Source organism: Marinobacter sp. M3C (assembly GCF_023311895.1).
Classification (GTDB): domain Bacteria; phylum Pseudomonadota; class Gammaproteobacteria; order Pseudomonadales; family Oleiphilaceae; genus Marinobacter.
The window spans coordinates 3,794,298-3,809,901 of the sequence record NZ_CP092284.1; the positions used below are offsets into that span (position 1 = coordinate 3,794,298).

Annotated in this window: 15 protein-coding genes and 1 pseudogene; 9 read left to right on the forward strand and 7 right to left on the reverse strand. The window is 53.8% G+C overall.

Going from position 1 to position 15,604, the window contains the following annotated elements; translation table 11 throughout:
• Positions 1-81 precede the first annotated feature (81 nt).
• The gene (locus MIH18_RS17775; RefSeq protein WP_249013131.1) at positions 82-933 is read left to right on the forward strand and encodes a cytochrome b/b6 domain-containing protein; all 852 of its coding nucleotides are present in this window, start codon (positions 82-84) and stop codon (positions 931-933) included.
• Positions 926-1,690, forward strand: coding sequence for a molybdopterin-binding protein (locus MIH18_RS17780; protein WP_249013132.1), 765 nt, complete (start codon positions 926-928; stop codon positions 1,688-1,690). Before MIH18_RS17775 ends, MIH18_RS17780 begins: the two co-directional genes overlap by 8 nt.
• A 247-nt stretch (positions 1,691-1,937) precedes the next feature.
• Here the strand turns inward: MIH18_RS17780 and MIH18_RS17785 are convergent, their stop codons facing one another.
• Genes MIH18_RS17785 through MIH18_RS17795 form a run of 3 tightly spaced genes read right to left on the reverse strand, consistent with a single transcriptional unit; the run spans position 1,938 to position 6,555 of the window.
• The gene (locus tag MIH18_RS17785; protein ID WP_249013133.1) at positions 1,938-3,149 is read right to left on the reverse strand and encodes a cytochrome c; all 1,212 of its coding nucleotides are present in this window, start codon (positions 3,147-3,149) and stop codon (positions 1,938-1,940) included.
• Positions 3,150-3,151: 2 nt separating this feature from the next.
• Entirely contained in the window at positions 3,152-3,697 is a 546-nt protein-coding gene (locus MIH18_RS17790; protein WP_249009037.1) for a (2Fe-2S)-binding protein, read from the reverse strand.
• A gap of 26 nt (positions 3,698-3,723) precedes the next feature.
• Positions 3,724-6,555, reverse strand: a complete 2,832-nt coding sequence (locus tag MIH18_RS17795) for a molybdopterin cofactor-binding domain-containing protein (RefSeq protein WP_249013134.1) — start codon at positions 6,553-6,555, stop codon at positions 3,724-3,726.
• A gap of 321 nt (positions 6,556-6,876) precedes the next feature.
• Here MIH18_RS17795 and MIH18_RS24055 point away from each other — a divergent pair, with 321 nt between their 5' ends.
• The 3 genes from MIH18_RS24055 (at position 6,877) to MIH18_RS17810 (ending at position 7,802) form a co-directional block, all read left to right on the forward strand.
• The gene (locus MIH18_RS24055) at positions 6,877-7,125 is read left to right on the forward strand and encodes an excalibur calcium-binding domain-containing protein (protein ID WP_349293791.1); all 249 of its coding nucleotides are present in this window, start codon (positions 6,877-6,879) and stop codon (positions 7,123-7,125) included.
• A gap of 21 nt (positions 7,126-7,146) precedes the next feature.
• Positions 7,147-7,515: a DUF3703 domain-containing protein gene (locus MIH18_RS17805; protein WP_249006009.1), complete on the forward strand. Its 369-nt coding sequence runs from the start codon at positions 7,147-7,149 to the stop codon at positions 7,513-7,515.
• Between the two features lie 122 nt (positions 7,516-7,637).
• Positions 7,638-7,802, forward strand: coding sequence for a HigA family addiction module antitoxin (locus MIH18_RS17810; RefSeq protein ID WP_283164767.1), 165 nt, complete (start codon positions 7,638-7,640; stop codon positions 7,800-7,802).
• A gap of 442 nt (positions 7,803-8,244) precedes the next feature.
• Here MIH18_RS17810 and MIH18_RS17815 read toward each other — a convergent pair whose 3' ends face one another.
• A complete protein-coding gene (locus MIH18_RS17815; protein ID WP_249013135.1) occupies positions 8,245-8,637 on the reverse strand; it encodes a globin in 393 nt (130 codons plus the stop codon).
• A 194-nt stretch (positions 8,638-8,831) separates the two neighbouring features.
• Positions 8,832-9,392 (reverse strand): YdhK family protein, encoded by a 561-nt coding sequence (locus MIH18_RS17820; protein WP_249013136.1) that lies wholly within the window; start codon positions 9,390-9,392, stop codon positions 8,832-8,834.
• A 685-nt stretch (positions 9,393-10,077) separates the two neighbouring features.
• Here MIH18_RS17820 and MIH18_RS17825 point away from each other — a divergent pair.
• A complete protein-coding gene (locus MIH18_RS17825) occupies positions 10,078-11,166 on the forward strand; it encodes an IS630 family transposase (RefSeq protein ID WP_249006263.1) in 1,089 nt (362 codons plus the stop codon).
• 155 nt (positions 11,167-11,321) lie between these two features.
• Positions 11,322-13,040: an L-lactate permease gene (locus MIH18_RS17830; RefSeq protein WP_249013137.1), complete on the forward strand. Its 1,719-nt coding sequence runs from the start codon at positions 11,322-11,324 to the stop codon at positions 13,038-13,040.
• A gap of 58 nt (positions 13,041-13,098) precedes the next feature.
• Here MIH18_RS17830 and MIH18_RS17835 read toward each other — a convergent pair.
• Positions 13,099-13,194: pseudogene (locus MIH18_RS17835) on the reverse strand (transcriptional regulator GlcC); the annotation flags it as partial.
• Between the two features lie 433 nt (positions 13,195-13,627).
• On the opposite strand from MIH18_RS17835, the gene MIH18_RS17840 reads away from it, so the two are divergent.
• Positions 13,628-13,876, forward strand: coding sequence for a DUF3297 family protein (locus tag MIH18_RS17840; protein WP_249013138.1), 249 nt, complete (start codon positions 13,628-13,630; stop codon positions 13,874-13,876).
• 110 nt (positions 13,877-13,986) lie between these two features.
• Positions 13,987-14,472 (forward strand): acyl-CoA thioesterase, encoded by a 486-nt coding sequence (locus tag MIH18_RS17845; RefSeq protein WP_249013139.1) that lies wholly within the window; start codon positions 13,987-13,989, stop codon positions 14,470-14,472.
• A 71-nt stretch (positions 14,473-14,543) separates the two neighbouring features.
• On the opposite strand, the gene MIH18_RS17850 is transcribed toward MIH18_RS17845, so the two are convergent.
• Complete coding sequence (locus MIH18_RS17850) at positions 14,544-15,602, reverse strand: betaine/proline/choline family ABC transporter ATP-binding protein (RefSeq protein ID WP_249013140.1); 1,059 nt, start codon at positions 15,600-15,602, stop codon at positions 14,544-14,546.
• Positions 15,603-15,604: the final 2 nt, after the last annotated feature.

The following is a 15,604-nucleotide window of genomic DNA, read 5'->3' on the forward strand; positions in this document are numbered from 1 at the left end:
CCGATGCACTTGGGTAGTATTCCCTAAGATTAAGGGTTATTTTTTGAGTCAGGTGCCCTTGCTGACCAAGGAGCAAACAACATGCCGCGTTTGAAGGGACATCACCGCACGTTTTACAAGCACCGTTTGCCTATGCGACTGGCTCACTGGGTCAGCGCGCTCTGCTTGTCCATTCTTTTATTGAGTGGGCTTCAGATTTTCAATGCTCATCCTTACCTTTACTGGGGCTCGGCCTCGGATTTTGACGCGCCCTGGTTAGCCATCGACGCTCGCAACACGGAACAGTCGGGTATTGAAGGTCAGGTTCGTCTCTATGGCCATAGCCTTGAGACCACTGGCGTACTCGGGCTTTCCGGTGGCGAAGGGGGCAATGCAGACCAACGGGCCTTTCCGTCATGGTTAACGATTCCCGGCGGGCGCTGGCTGTCCATGGGCCGGAGTTGGCATTTCTTTTTCGCCTGGCTATTGGTGATCAACGCCTCCTTGTTTCTTATTTGGGCGGCGTTCAGCGGCCACCTGCGCGAGTTGATACCCACCCGGGCAGACTGGCGCGGCTTTGGCGGGTCGGTAATGGACCACATCAGGTTCAGGCACCCTGCCGGTGAAGCCGCTACGCGCTACAACGTTTTGCAGAAGCTCGCTTACCTGTTCGTTATTTTTGGCCTTGGGTCGTTGATCGTTACCACCGGCCTTTGCATGTCTCCTCGCATGGACACCGTAATGAGTGACTTTCTGACCTTGTACGGAGGCCGGCAATCTGCGCGTAGCATTCACTTTCTGGCGGCTTCTGGCCTGGTGTTGTTCGTGGTAGTACACCTGTTTGAAGTCATCATCACCGGGCCTCTGAATAATCTGAGATCCATGATTACCGGTCATTACCGCTACCGTACCGACGCGGAACACAACAATCATAAGGAGAATCGCGATGACTGATTCCACTCGGCGCAGTATTCTCAAAGCTCTGGCCGGCGCAGGGGGTTTGCTCACTCTGACTGGTTGCGACAGCCTGTCCCGCACCGCTTGGTTTACGGACATTCTGAGCAGCGGTGAAACCCTGAGTGATGTGGCACAACATGCAATAACGCCAAGGAAAGGCATGGCCAGGGAGTTCGCCCGCGAAGACATTTCGCCGCAATTTCGCCAGAACGGCAGTACCAACCCCCAGACTTCTGAATACCTTGAGCTCGCCGCTAACAACTTCAGGGACTATGTTCTAAAAGTGGGCGGGCGAGTGAAAAACCCGATGAACCTCGACATGGCAGCAATTCGAGCCTTGCCATCACGCACCCAGATTACCCGCCACGATTGTGTTGAAGGCTGGAGCGCTATTGGTGAATGGACGGGCGCGCGCCTGAACGCCTTACTGAAACAAGTGCAGCCGCTGCCCGGCGCACGGTACCTGGTGTTCCACTGCGCCGATGGATACGGCTCTTCCCAAAGCCGGTATTACGAAAGCATCGATATGGAAGATGCAGAGCACCCTCAAACCCTGCTTGCCTACGAGCTTAACGGTGAAGCCTTGCCTATCGGCAATGGCGCGCCGCTTCGGCTGCGAGTGGAACGGCAACTCGGCTATAAAATGGCCAAGTACATTATGTCTATTGAAGTTGTAGACAGTTTTGACGACATCGGTGGCGGCAACGGCGGGTTCTGGGAAGATCGAGGCTATGCCTGGTACGCGGGAATATAATGGAAATAACGGAGTCGAGGTAGCCGCCAGGGAATGGCCAGACCGCCGCGCCTTTTTTTGTCAGTTTTCGACGAAGTGTGTGAGATCTTCAACTGGGAATGCCACGTTTACTGCCTGATGGGTAATCACTAGCCGGATTATTCGAGAGGCAAAACGCAAGACCTGGCCCCGATGGCTGTTTTCCCAATCGTAATGCCGATCTTCATCCAATCCGGTACAAACCAGCGCATTGGCGCCCTTTGTTTATTTATTCGTTCTTCGCGGTCAACTCGTCCACGGCCGCGGCATCAATGGTCGCATCCAGACCGCCCCACGTCTGGCGCAGATAGTTCACGAGTTCGGCGATTTCCGCACTGCTCAGCTTGTCGGCAAAACCGGGCATGGCCTGCATGCGCTCGAAGCCACTGAATTTCTGGGCGCCAATACCGTCGTAAATTACTTTCACCAGGTTACGGCCGTCGTCGAGACGCAAGGTGGTATTCCCCTCCATGGCAACTGCCACATGGGGCACTCCCTCGCCTTGTGCTCCGTGGCAACCGGCGCAGACGTTGAGGTAATGGCGACGGCCAGGACTGTCGGCACCTGCACGGTTTCCTGCGTCTACGATCCGGGCGTCCGGCGGGTTTTCGCCCATCAGGTAAAGGCTCATGGCCTTCAGGTCCTCGTCACGCAGATAGCGTGAGCTGTGATGAAAGACGGTGTACATCTCACTGAACATGGTGCCCTGGTCGCTCATGCCTTCGCGGAGGAAGGTTTGCAGGTCCTCGGGTGTCCAGCCGCGGTCGGCGAGTTCGTCTGGCGTCAGGCTGGGGGCCTCATAGCCGGCAATAACGCCGCCTTGAAGATGATTGTCGCGTTCCAGCGCACCCAGGGCGTTGCGCGGTGTATGGCATTCCCCGCAATGTCCCAGAACATCCACCATATAACGACCCCGCTGCCATTGCTCGGATTGGTCCTTAGCGTCGCCGGGGCTCTCGCCGGCGAACATGAGGTTCCAGAAGTTAAGCGTCCAGCGCATGCTGAAAGGCCAGCTGAGGTCGGTTTCCGGAGCCTCAATGTTCAACGGCTTAAGACTCATCAGGTAGGCGTACATGGCATCCGAATCCGAACGGGCAATGCTGTGGTAGGCCGTGTACGGCATCGCCGGATAGAGTTGGGTGCCATCGGGCAGCTCGCCTTCAGTCAGCACGTGGTAGAACTCATCGGCACTGTAATCGCCGATGCCGTACTCCTTGTCGGGCCTGATGTTGGTGCCGTAAACGGTCCCGAATGGTGTTGCTATCGGAGCTCCGCCTGCGTAGGGCGTACCGCCTTCCTTAGTATGGCAGGCGGCACAGTCAGCAGCGCGGACGAGATACTGACCCTGCTCCAGGGTGCTGTTGTCTGATGTCGCGCTCCAGACACTGGTGGTGCTCAGGCCCAGCGCGAGGGCCGTTACGAGGATGCTGCGATAGTTCATAATCAGCTCGCCTCTTTGGTGGTGCCCGGTGTCTTCAGAACGGCATCGCGGACGGCTTCAAAATAACGCACATAGCCGGTACATCGGCAGATGTGCGATTCCAGTGCCTCGCTGATGGTGTTTTCCAGCTGTGAACGCGCGATCGGCTGCCGCTGCAGGCGTTCCACCAGAACCGTGGCAGCATTGACGAAGCCCGGTGCGCAATAGCTGCACTGGAAGGAGAAATGCTCCAGGAACTGCTGTTGCACCGTGGAGAGGGTTTTGATATGGCCTTCTTCGTCTCGTTGTGCGTGCCCTTCAACCGTGCGGATTTTCTTACCGTCAAAGTAGTGGGCGCCGGTGATGCAGGTGCGCACTTCCTCGCTGCTGCCGTCGGGCTTGTCAACAATCACCGTGCAGGCGCGACACATGCCCTGACCACAACCGAACCGGGTGCCAGTGAGGTTGCGGTATTCGTGCAGGTAGTCGAGCATCATCAGCTCTTCGGGGATGTCCTCAACCGGCTGAGCCTGTCCGTTAATTGTGACCTTCAGTGAACGCGCCGGGATGGTGGCGGTTTTGGGCTGTTCCGTTGTCATAGGACCTCCCTGATCTTGTCCGGCGTAATGGGCAGGCTGCGGAAATGGTGGCCAATGGCATGGGCGACACCGTTGCCGATGGCGCCGACGATGGGAATCATCACCACTTCAGCGATGCCTTTAGGCGGGTCGGTTCGCGACAGCGGCGGCAGGATTTCTGAGGTTTGCTGCCACACAGCGACTTCACTGGCCCGGGGTATGTGGTAGCGATTCATATTCCAGGTGCCGTTGCCGGGGCCGTCTTCGTATAGAGGCATTTCTTCATAGAGCGCATGGCCGATACCCATGGCGGTGCCGCCCTGAATCTGCCCGGACACCAGTTGCTCAACAAGCGTGTTACCGCATTCCAGGAAGGTGTGATGGTTCAGTAGCGAGACCTTGCCGGTCCCCGTATGCACGGCCAGCTCCACGAAAGTGCCGCAGGCACTGTAGTAGGTGACGCCGGCATTATTGCGCTGGGTTGGTGGGATATAAGTATTCTTGCGGGTCAGCAAATGATAGCCCCGCTTGCTGGTCATCAGGGATTTCTGGGCGTCGGTGGCGCCTGTACCGTACTGAACGGCGAGTCCGTCGAGAGGCAGGTTCTCGGATCGACCGTTGATCTCATAGTCGGCCCTGGACCATGCCCAGCGATTGAAGGCGTGGCTGATGACGCCGGTGACCAGGCCCATCTCGTGGGCGCGTTTGGCCAGGAATTCCAGGGGCAGCGGTTCCATGCCACGGGCCGTCAGGTGGCCGGCTTCCCAGCGGGCGTTTTCCTCGCGCACCACATAGGGTGCCGACTGGCCGCCACCGATCCCGCGCTGCCAGTATTCCTGGGCGGCGGGCCAGAGGCCGTGGCGGAAGATGACCCGGGCCGCCTCCAGCGTGGGAAATGAAAAATAGTAAGCCGAGTTGCTGGCACTGGAAGCCTGCAAGAGTAGCGGCGTCCAGCGCGGGTCTTGAATGGCCTTGTCCTGTTCCTCCTGGGAAATGAAGTAAGGACTGATGGTGTCGTACATCTGCATGTCGTCCCACTCCATCTCCGCTGTACGCACCTGATCGGCAGCACGGCCCAGCCAGGCGGCGACCACGGCGGCCTGACCGGTGGAGTAGCCGGTGCCCATTTCGGCGCCGGTGTTACGCACCTCGATACGGCCCTCTGGCGTCAGGCGAACTTCGGAGAAGGCGGATTCAGCGCCATGGCCGAAGTCTTTCTGCACGCACGCAAACCCGACCCCGTAGCGCTCTTCCGGGTGGGTGGTTTCATACGCCTGCTTACGTTCCTCACGCTCGGTCCAGATTGCGTGTTTCTGGGCCTTGCGCAGAATTTCTTCACCTCGAAGGTGGCCGGCCGGAATTGCACCTTGGGTATTCTTCATGCCGCTTTTGAACACGTTGCGCAGGCGCAGCTCGATGGGGTCCATGTTCAGCTGGCCGGCGATCTCATCCACCATCATTTCGGTGGCAGACATGCTCTGCAAGGTGCCGTAGCCCCGGAAGGAACCCGCTTCTGGCATGCGTGAGTATATCGCCGTGGCGGTCAGATCGCTGTTGGGCATGTAGTAAATTGATTGCGCGGCCGTGGTGCCTACGAAGGCCACAGAGTTCGAGAAGTTGGCGCGGCCACCGCCATTGGCTGTCAGATCCTGTTTGAAAATCTGGAATTTGCCGGTCTTTCGATCCACCGCCAGGCGGTTCTTCATGGTGAAGGGGTGGCGTTTCATGGTGGCCTGGAACTGCTCAAAGCGGTTGTTGGCCAATCGCACCGGCTTGCCGTCCGCGTAAAGTGCAGCGATCAGCCCGTAATACGGGAAGATGGTGGCATCCTTGGAGCCGTAGCCCACGGTGTAGGCCGGATGCAGGAAGAAGCGCGTGCTCTGGAAGGTGCTCTTGGACAGGAGTTCTGGCATCCAGTTGACGAGTTCCTGGGGCGACTGGGTGCCACAGACCACGTGCATATCGCCTTTGCTCTGGTCGAACCAGCAGTTGGCGTTATCCGCCTCCATTGCGAAATGGTCCGTGTACTGGGAGTTATATTCGCCCTCGAACACCAGCCAGTCGTCAGGCGCATTATCCAGTTTGCCCTGCAGTTGCTGGGAGTAGAACATCGCCTTTTCGGTATTCTTGCCGTTCTCCAGTGCTTCAGGCCACACCGGGTGGCGCTTGCGGAAGTCCGGATAGAGGACGGTCTCCTGCAGCGCGGAGAAGGTGTCTTCTGCGAAGGGCGTTTCGCCCCCGACACGGATGTAGCGGAAGGCACCGTAGGGCGGCTTTTCCGGCAGCGGTGTTTGCTCGCCGTAGACGATTACATCATCGGCGAAGCGGATGCGGTTCTTGGCTAGCCGGTAACGGGCGAAGTCGTGGTAGATCAGCATGGCTACCGGATAGCCTAGGTAGACTGCCGTGTCGCCCTTGGCCAGGAAGAAGTCGGGGCCGAAAAAACGGGGTACTTCGATTTTATCCCGTTCCATGTCTTCCGCGGTGACGAGGCGATCCGGCATTAACCCGTCCTGCTCCAGGCGGCTCAGGTTGATGTCCTTGAGGCTATGATCACAGCGGGTCGCACGGATGATAAAGGCGTGGGATTGCTGATCCGGCCAGTGGGGCATGTCTTTCGCCCGGATATCGCGGGCAAACACCTTGCTGCCGGTCACCTTGGCGATGCCGTCAAGACGGAAACGCATTTTACCCTCCGCAAGCTGCCACGCCTCATTGGTCGGCGACAGTATGCGACCCTCGAAGAGGGCGCCGAAGGCATCGCTGCCCAAAGGAGCGAGGTAGGCAGTTACGCCCGCAACAGCGCTTCCTTTGAGAAAGGAGCGTCGGGATAGTGACCATCTGGACATACCAAGATCTCTCATCGGTGCGAATTGCTAACTCTCACTATAGATAAGATCTGACAACATGGATACGTTTGTACCTTCCACATTCATAAGCCCTTGGGCTTTGACATAGACGATTTACCGTCGTCCGGTCACCAATGTCAGCGCATTGGTGACCACTACAAAAGAACACCTTCAATCAGGTGATCCGATTAGGGTGTATTTGCCTGAAGGCTGGAACGAAATTAATGATAGTGTTTTTTCTCGATACGAAATAGCAGGTATATCGATTTACGAACTACCCTGATCCCGCCCAGCAAAGCACCGAAGACAGACGCTTGAGGCGTGCCCCAAGGAACTGTATGTGAAAGGCGAGAGTCCGTTAAAGGCTCATTAACAATAGTTTCTAGTGAAACCGTAAGCGCTAACCAGAGCAGTAACCAAGAAAAATCAAGTTTCAAATGTGATGGCAGGCAACACTGTAGTCAAATGAGTTCAAGAGCTGAAGCTGTGTATTTTGTCAAAAACTGTCCAAATACTAAAATGGATGGGGATCACGATGGAATCCCATGTGAAAATGATTCCCGATTTTAGTGCGACTGAATGGAGGTCTTGATGAAACGTACTTATTCACAGCGGATTGCTCCCTACGTTGAGGCCGAGTTGGCGAATGCTCAACGGGCAGAGTCGGTTGGGGACACTCAGCAGGAGTTTGCTCATCTGGAACGAGCCCACGTAATTGGCCAAGAATCGACGTTTTGGCACGTTAAGGTTCATGTGTTGATGCTGGTATGGGCTTTTCGCAATCGCTCAGCCAAAGAAGTTATAGGTCAGATTTTTCGGATCGTCGGTGCTGCGACTAAAACGATATTTGGGCTGGTACCCCAAGGAAATACAGGTGGTGCTAACGTCAGTCCGTTCAGAAAAATGCCAATCGCGCCGGACTTGGTCACGTTGATTCAAGAAGCCAAGTCCGGTGTGTAACCCTTCGCTCCGCCAAGGCACATAGGCTTCAATGTCAATTTCGGGCCGGTGTCAGGCACATGAACTTTGCGCGCCCGTCTTAACTAGGGCTGTGGAAGGAGCCAAGGAATGGCCAGACCGCCGTGCTGAATGGCAGGGCTGGTATTAGTCCCGAAATGGCTATTCGGCTTTCTATCGCGTTTGATACCTCGGCAGAGAGTTGGCTGAACCAGCAGTCTCAATATGAACTCTGGCATGCTGAGCAACATCGCAAAGAGCTCAAGGTTAAGAAGCTTGTCGCTGCCTGAAACAACACATAACCAAGCCAGCGACTGGAATTTGCCGGTGCGTTTTACCGTGTGAGGTGTTTCGGAAATCGGAGCGAGATACCGTCCAGCCAACGTCGCCCCTTGGCAAATCCCTTACAACACTATTCTGATATTGCTTCCTCTCAGAACGAAACTAACGTTCTATCCTATTCAAGCGGTGGGTACGGCATGAAGGAGGTCGGCTATTTCTTTGGCCTGCATTATTCTCGCGTAAGCCGGGTTATTCGAGAGGCAAAACGCAAGACCTGACCCCAAGGATTTAGGATTTCCGTGTATCCCTGCAGCCAAAGCAAACCAGGCAGTAATTTGTAGAGCATAAGAGCAGTTTTCGTTTGAGGGCTAGTCTTCAAGTGTCTGGAAATCAATTGGCAGAATCAAGAAGTATCAGCGCTGCTGGCGGGCGCTCTGTGTTGCGAGCTTGTCAGTAGGCTCCCCGGATCACATCGATTCCCGGAGTCAGTACTTCTTTCCACGCGTTTTCCAGATCCTTTGTGTACTCAGGATCGTGGCTGCGCACGGTTTTCATCAGCGCACCCAACCACAGCGAATACCATTCAGGCTTGATGTCTAAGTTCGATCGGTTATGGCTTTCGCCCAGTGCTTTGAGTTTGCGGTCTGACATGCCTCGTGCGGTCAGTATCAGTTGCAAGATCCCATGGCGCAGCAGATGCCTTTGCGCGGCCATATCGGTGTTTAAGAAACGATTTTTGATGGCATCTGAGCTCGACATGAAGTGGTCGTAGAAATCGATGAAAAATTCTTCACGGCTACAGCACCTTCCGTAGCTTTGAAAAACCAGATCAGTGTTATTCATGTGCAGTAGGTGTCCTTGCGAAGTAGCGGATGTTTGATTAGACCGCTTAGGATAGTGGTTGGGTGCGATTTCTTCAGTTGAGTTTTGTTAACGGTATTGCCTGTTCCCTGACCCCGAGCATGCCCTGACCCCCGGGATGCCAGGAGCGACTCATACCTTTTCTGAGCAATGAGCGTTAAGAGGTGTCTGAAGGCTTACTTTTCTGATAGCTCATCTTCAACAACCCATTTGTGATTCTTCACCCTATTCCCGTCTGTTGTTGATAAATAATTGATCATATAGACGGTAGTCTGTTTGGCGGATTCAATTTCTGCTTTTGCTCCTTCCATCCCTTTCATGTGGTTAGCAAGTACCGTCACTTCAGTTCCTTCCTCAAGAGGAGCCGATGCTGGATTTTCAATTTCTTCATGAATAATCCATTTGTGATCTAATACTTTCTCGCTGCCATTTGTCGGTGTGTAGTTAATGGAATATGCAGTGGTGTCAAATGCTCCAACAATCGTTGCGGTGGCTCCGTTCATGCCTCCCATATGATCCGTTTTAATAATGGCTTCAGATCCGACAACGTATTTGGAATCTTCAGCCTTCATTAGACCATTGGGAATAATTCCATCGTTAGTGTGAGCCATATCTTTCATATCTTCGTGGGCAACATCTTCACTCTTAGTGGAATCTTTTTCAGTTGTTACCGTCGGTTCACAGCCCGAAAGCACAAAAGCAAACGTAACGCCCATTATAAGTATTTGTTTTTTCATCTGATATCACACCTTTTTAAGTGAATTCTAGTGTAGCTAGTATTTATTCAGCTATAAGCTAAAATTTTTAACTGTCTATAAATTATACAGTTACTAGGAGCGGGAAAAGCACGAAGATTGAAGTCTTATCTGTAACAATATACTTAAAGAATAATGCGGCATAATAATTTTTATTTAAGTTGCTGGGGTCATTACCGGGATCCGGTCTTGCGTTCTGCCCCGGCCTTGCTCGTTCGTTGTAATCGTCTCATTCTGTATCGCATCAATTAGAATCACGAAAGAAGCCAGGGATTTGCCGTGGGGTGCGTATTCCTGGTTACTTGTGAGGCAAAACGCAAGAGCTGACCCCGTGTTCATGCTATGTGCATAACTCGCGCGGCGGCACCAATTCGATGAAACTGCTGCACGTAGGCGAGCAGCTGGTCTAAGGCTTAATGGCTTGTGCTCCTGTCTAAACACAAGCCATTTACCACGCAATCCACTTCACCCCTGTTCTCATAACCCCCCCCCCATGACCGACCAGGCAACTGGTCTGACCAGATGGAAATCTGGTTATAAATATCACTCAAATATCTATAAAATACTGTATTTAATAATATTTCAAGCTAGTGTCCCTTAACAAAAATCCGTATAGATAATTATTCCGTCCTGTATAATCTGACAAACAGACACAGGAGAGGTGCTCATGGCGCGGATAGCTAGACCCCTTGAAGTAAGTGACTCTGAGCGAGAGGAGTTGGAGTCGTGGTTGCGGCGACAACGCATGCCTGCGGCTGAACAGTTGCGAGCGCGCATCATTCTGCTAAGTACTGAAGGCCTTCCAGGCAGGGTGGTCGGTGACCGCGTTGGGGTGACCTCCGAAACGGTGAGTAAGTGGCGAAACCGTTTTAAGGCGCGCCGGGTTGCAGGCCTGACTGATGCGCCCAGAACCGGTCGGCCTCGAACCATAAATGATCAAAAAGTTACTGATTTAATTAATAAAACGCTCAGGGAAAAGCCAAAAAATGCCACCCACTGGTCGACGAAGCTGATGGCAAAAGAGGCCGGATTGAGCGCTATGTCGGTGAGTCGAATCTGGAGGGCTTTTGGTTTGAAGCCGCATCGCCATGATACGTTCAAGCTGTCTACCGATCCCCATTTTGTAGCCAAGGTTCACGATATCGTTGGCTTGTACATGAACCCACCAACGAAGGCGTTGGTGCTGTGTGTCGATGAGAAAAGTCAGATACAAGCTATCAATCGAACTCAGCCAGCGCTGCCCCTGTCCTTCGGGCACACAGAAACCAGAACACATGATTACGTCCGACATGGCACCACGACGCTGTTCGCGGCACTTGATATAGCGACCGGGGAAGTGATCGGCAGACTTCATCGCCGACACCGTGCAACGGAATTCCTGGCCTTTTTAAAAGAGATTGATCGCGCCGTCCCACACGATTTGGACGTTCATCTAGTCATGGACAATTACGGGACACACAAAACGGCAAAGGTGCGCGCCTGGTTTGCCGCGAGGCCGCGCTATCACGTGCATTTCACGCCGACTTCAGCATCCTGGATCAATCAAGTCGAGCGGTTCTTTGGGCTGATTTCAGAGCGCTGGATTAAACGAAATTCACATCGCAGCACACGTGAGCTTGAGAGCTCGATCAAAGACTATCTGAAGATTTACAATGACGACCCGAAACCCTTTGAATGGCATAAATCTGCCGACCAGATTATTGAGTCAATCGCTAGATTATCAGACAAACTCAATAAACAAACGGACTTCTGTTAAGGGACACTAGATAAAATTGGTCTATTAAAAATAACTGTTCCTACCACTCAGATAACGTCTAGACCTGACTGCGCTGCAGTAGCAGTATCTAACAGTTACAAAATAGCGTTATAGTCGAATGCACACTCCTCATAAGAAAAACAAAGGAAATCCAGATGAGTCAAACGCTCCTGTCTCTCCTCGCATTTTTTCCTCTGGTTCTGGCGGGTATCCTGTTGATAGGATTCCGCTGGCCGGCGAAACATGCAATGCCTGTCGTCTTTGTCGTGACCGTTATCATTGCCCTGCTCGCCTGGGACATGACCGTAATACGCGTGATCGCTTCCAGTCTTCAGGGATTGGTTCTAACCGCAGCCATACTTTGGATCATCTTTGGCGCGATTTTACTGTTGAACACGCTCAAGCATTCCGGCGGTATTCTGGCGATCCGCAAAGGGTTCACTGGCATCAGCCCTGACCGGCGCGTGCAGGCGATCATTGTGGCCTGGCTCTTCGGCTGCTTTATTGAGGGCGCTTCCGGCTTTGGCACCCCTGCCGCAGTAGCCGCGCCATTGATGGTCGCGCTCGGTTTCCCTGCGCTGGCTGCCGTCGTGGTCGGCATGATGGTGCAATCTACCCCGGTATCCTTCGGCGCTGTCGGTACACCGATGATAGTGGGCGTTGGCGGCGGCCTGGATCAGGTGACTATAGGCGCGCAGTTAGCCACAGTGGGCTCCGACTGGGACAGCTTCTTTCAAATGATCGTGTCGGAGGTTGCCATCATGCATGGCATCGTCGGTATTCTCATGCCGCTGTTCATGGTCATGGTCATGGTGCGCTTTTTCGGCAAGAACAAATCCTGGCTGGAAGGCCTGCAGATTGCACCTTTTGCGATCTTTGCGGCGTTTGCCTTCGTCATACCTTATGTAATGGCTGGCGTGTTTCTTGGCCCGGAATTTCCTTCAATGATTGGCGGCCTGGTAGGTTTGATGATCGTGGTTCCGGCTGCCAAGGCAGGCTTTCTGATCCCGAAACAACCCTGGGACTTTGCCGACCCGAAAGATTGGCCAGCCGAGTGGATGGGTAGCATCCAGATGAAGCTGGACGATGTCGCCGGCAAACGCCCTGTGGCTATCTGGATGGCATGGCTTCCCTATGTGCTGCTGGCAGCGCTGCTGGTGTTTTCACGCACCAACGCTACTGCCAAGGCAGCGTTAAACTCCCTGAGCCTGCGCTTTACCGACATTCTGGGCGAGACTGGGGTATCGGGCAGCCTTGAGCCGCTGTACCTGCCGGGCGGGCTTCTGGTGATGGTAGTCATCCTCACCTATTTCCTGCACCGCATGTCCTTCAGCGAGATGAAGCGCGCCTTTGGTGAGTCTACCAGCACCATCGTCGGCGCAGGTTTTGTACTGGTGTTCACCATTCCGATGGTGCGCATTTTGATCAACTCCGGCGTGAACGTGTCAGGCCTGCCGTCCATGCCGGTCGCCATGGCCGAGGGGGTCGCGTTATCCGTGGGTGGCGTCTACCCTCTGTTCGCTCCAATGGTCGGTGCACTGGGTGCTTTTATCGCCGGCTCCAATACAGTGTCCAACCTGATGCTCTCGCAGTTCCAGTTCAACACAGCTGAGCTGCTGGGTATTTCCGGGGCGTTGATTGTCGCAGCACAGTCTGTCGGCGCTGCTGCGGGCAACATGATTGCCATTCACAACGTCGTGGCAGCATCGGCTACGGTCGGGTTGCTTGGGCGTGAAGGTATTACGCTGCGTAAGACCATTTTGCCAACCATCTACTACGTAACGGCAGCGGGTATTCTGACTATGCTTGCGGTCTATGTCTTCGGTGTTGGCGACCCGCTATCTTTGGCGGGCCTGACCACCACCGATAGCTAATCGAGTACGGAAGCTCCCCGGCCCATGTCTTGCTAACCCAGGGCATGGGCCGGGGCTGTCAGTGCCAATTTTCCAAACGCATGGTGGCACGCTCCAATCGCTGTTCTTCTGCTTCGATATCGCGCAGGTTGTCTCTGATACTCCGAATGTGATTATTCTCGTATTGGTAACCGGTTCTGTCTGGATAGCGGTAATCATTGGCTGGCACCTTGGCGACATTTTCAATCCAAAATATCACTGCAATCAGTGCGAAGCGGAAGTTCTGCACAAACAATTTCGCGCGGAGGAGACGCTCGATGCTACCAATCGAGGAGCTTGAAACAACAACGGAGAAGAAACGTCATTTCCTTGTCTATTTGAAGAAATAGGCGCCCGATTACTTTGTATGCAAGTTGGTCTCTATTAATCTCGGGCCTCAACCGGAGCCTGCCTTGGTTGCGCCATTGAATCACAATGGCGGCGGGCGCTATAAGATCAGCCCAATTGTTACAGGTGCTTACCCTTTAGCTTGTTGTCAGTACGCTTCTTGAGCGCAAGCCGCGCTTTATCTACAATGGCACACTTTTCATACACTGAAGGTCAAGAACATGAGCGACACAAACTCAAAACCAACCTTGCCAGACCGTCTTGCGGGCAACCCTCGCAGCCCACACCATCTGGAAGAATTTTTCCAGCACCAAATCGGTATTCGGCTGAATGGCAAAGAACGTAAAGATGTCGATGAATACTGCATCAGTGAAGGTTGGGTAAAAGTTGCATCGCCCAGAGCATTGGATCGCCGTGGCCAGCCTATGCTGATCACGCTAAAAGGTACGGTTGAAGCCTACTACACCTAGCCGGTTCCTATAAAGATAGGGGACAGATTTGAAATCTGTCCCCGGTTTGGCCCGTTCCAAGACTTGCGTTCTACGCATACACCGAAAGCCCCAATAACAACGAGAGTATTATGGAACCCGGATCTGCAACACTGACCATGACTGTTTTAATGACACCGGATATGGCCAACTTTTCGGGCAATGTGCACGGTGGCGCCTTACTCAAGCATCTTGATGAAGTGGCCTATGCGTGCGCAAGCCGGTATGCAGGTGCTTATGTTGTTACTCTGTCGGTCGATCAGGTTATGTTTCTTCAACCCGTTCATGTGGGTGAGCTGGTGACCTTTTTGGCCAGCGTTAACTACACCGGGCGCACATCGATGGAAGTAGGGATTAAGGTGATCACTGAGAACATCCGTGAAAAGCTGGTCCGGCACACCAACAGCTGTTTTTTCACCATGGTGGCGGTTGATGAGAATGGGAAAGCCGTCGAGGTGCCCAAGCTGGGACCACGTACGGGTGATCAAATCAGGCGCTTTGCGAACGGTCAGGAACGCCGTGCGATTCGTGTTGAGTTAGAGGAGCGCTACAGAGCACTTCATCGTTCGGAGGCATAGCAGGCACTGCAATACTCGAAAGCCGGGCAGGCCTAATTATGAAGATTAGACCTGGCCCGGCTTTCGTTCTTTCAATAATGCGAGCGGGTGTCGCCTTCTGTGCTTTCGGTAGGCACCAGAGCCTTGAACAGGTCTTGGACTTCCAGAACCCCGACCTGCTTACCTTTGCGAACCACGCGATAGACGAGGCTGGTGTCGCCTCCAGACAGCGCAATCACCGATTCCAGGTTGTCCCTTTCACCAATATCGCCGGCCACGTTGTCGGGCGCTTTCGTGGTTTTCTTCATGATGGACCGAACCCGCAGTACCCGGGCGCGATTGATGTCGCTGATAAAGTTGACGATGTAAGGATCGTTCGGGTGCATCAGTATTTCTTGCGGTTCACCCTGTTGAACAATATAGCCTTCCTTGAGTATCACCAGGTGATCTGCCAGTTTCAGTGACTCATCCAGATCGTGGGTGATGAAAACAATGGTCTTGTGCAGCTCGTCCTGAAGCTCCAGCAGCAGGTCTTGCATGTCTGACCGTATCAGCGGGTCCAGTGCCGAGAAGGCCTCGTCCATCAGCATGATCGGTGAGTTAGAGGCCAGTGCCCGGGCGATACCGACGCGCTGTTGCATACCACCAGACAACTGGTGCGGGTACTGGTATTCGTTGCCTTCCAAGCCCACACGGGCGATCCATTTTTTGGCTTCCGCTTCGAATTCTTCAATTTTATGGCCGCGCACGGAAAGCGCCATTCCGGCGTTTTCAAGAACGGTTTTGTGCGGCAGCAGCGCGAATTTTTGGAACACCATCGACATGTGTTCCCGACGCAGCTTGCGCAACTGGTCTTCGTCAAAGGTCAGCACGTTCTCGCCATCCACTTCGATCTCACCGGCGGTGGGTTCGATCAGCCGGTTGAGATGTCGGATGAGCGTGGATTTTCCGGAGCCCGACAGGCCCATGATGACGGTGACATGGCCCTCGCGTATATCTACGTTGATATCCTGAAGGCCCAGCACGTGCTGGTGCTTTTCGAGCAGTTCGGCCTTTCCCATGCCTTGCTTTACGTACTCAAGGGCAACGTCGGGAGTAGGGCCGAAAATCTTGTACAGGTTTCGGATTGAAATCTTGATGTCCCGATCCACAA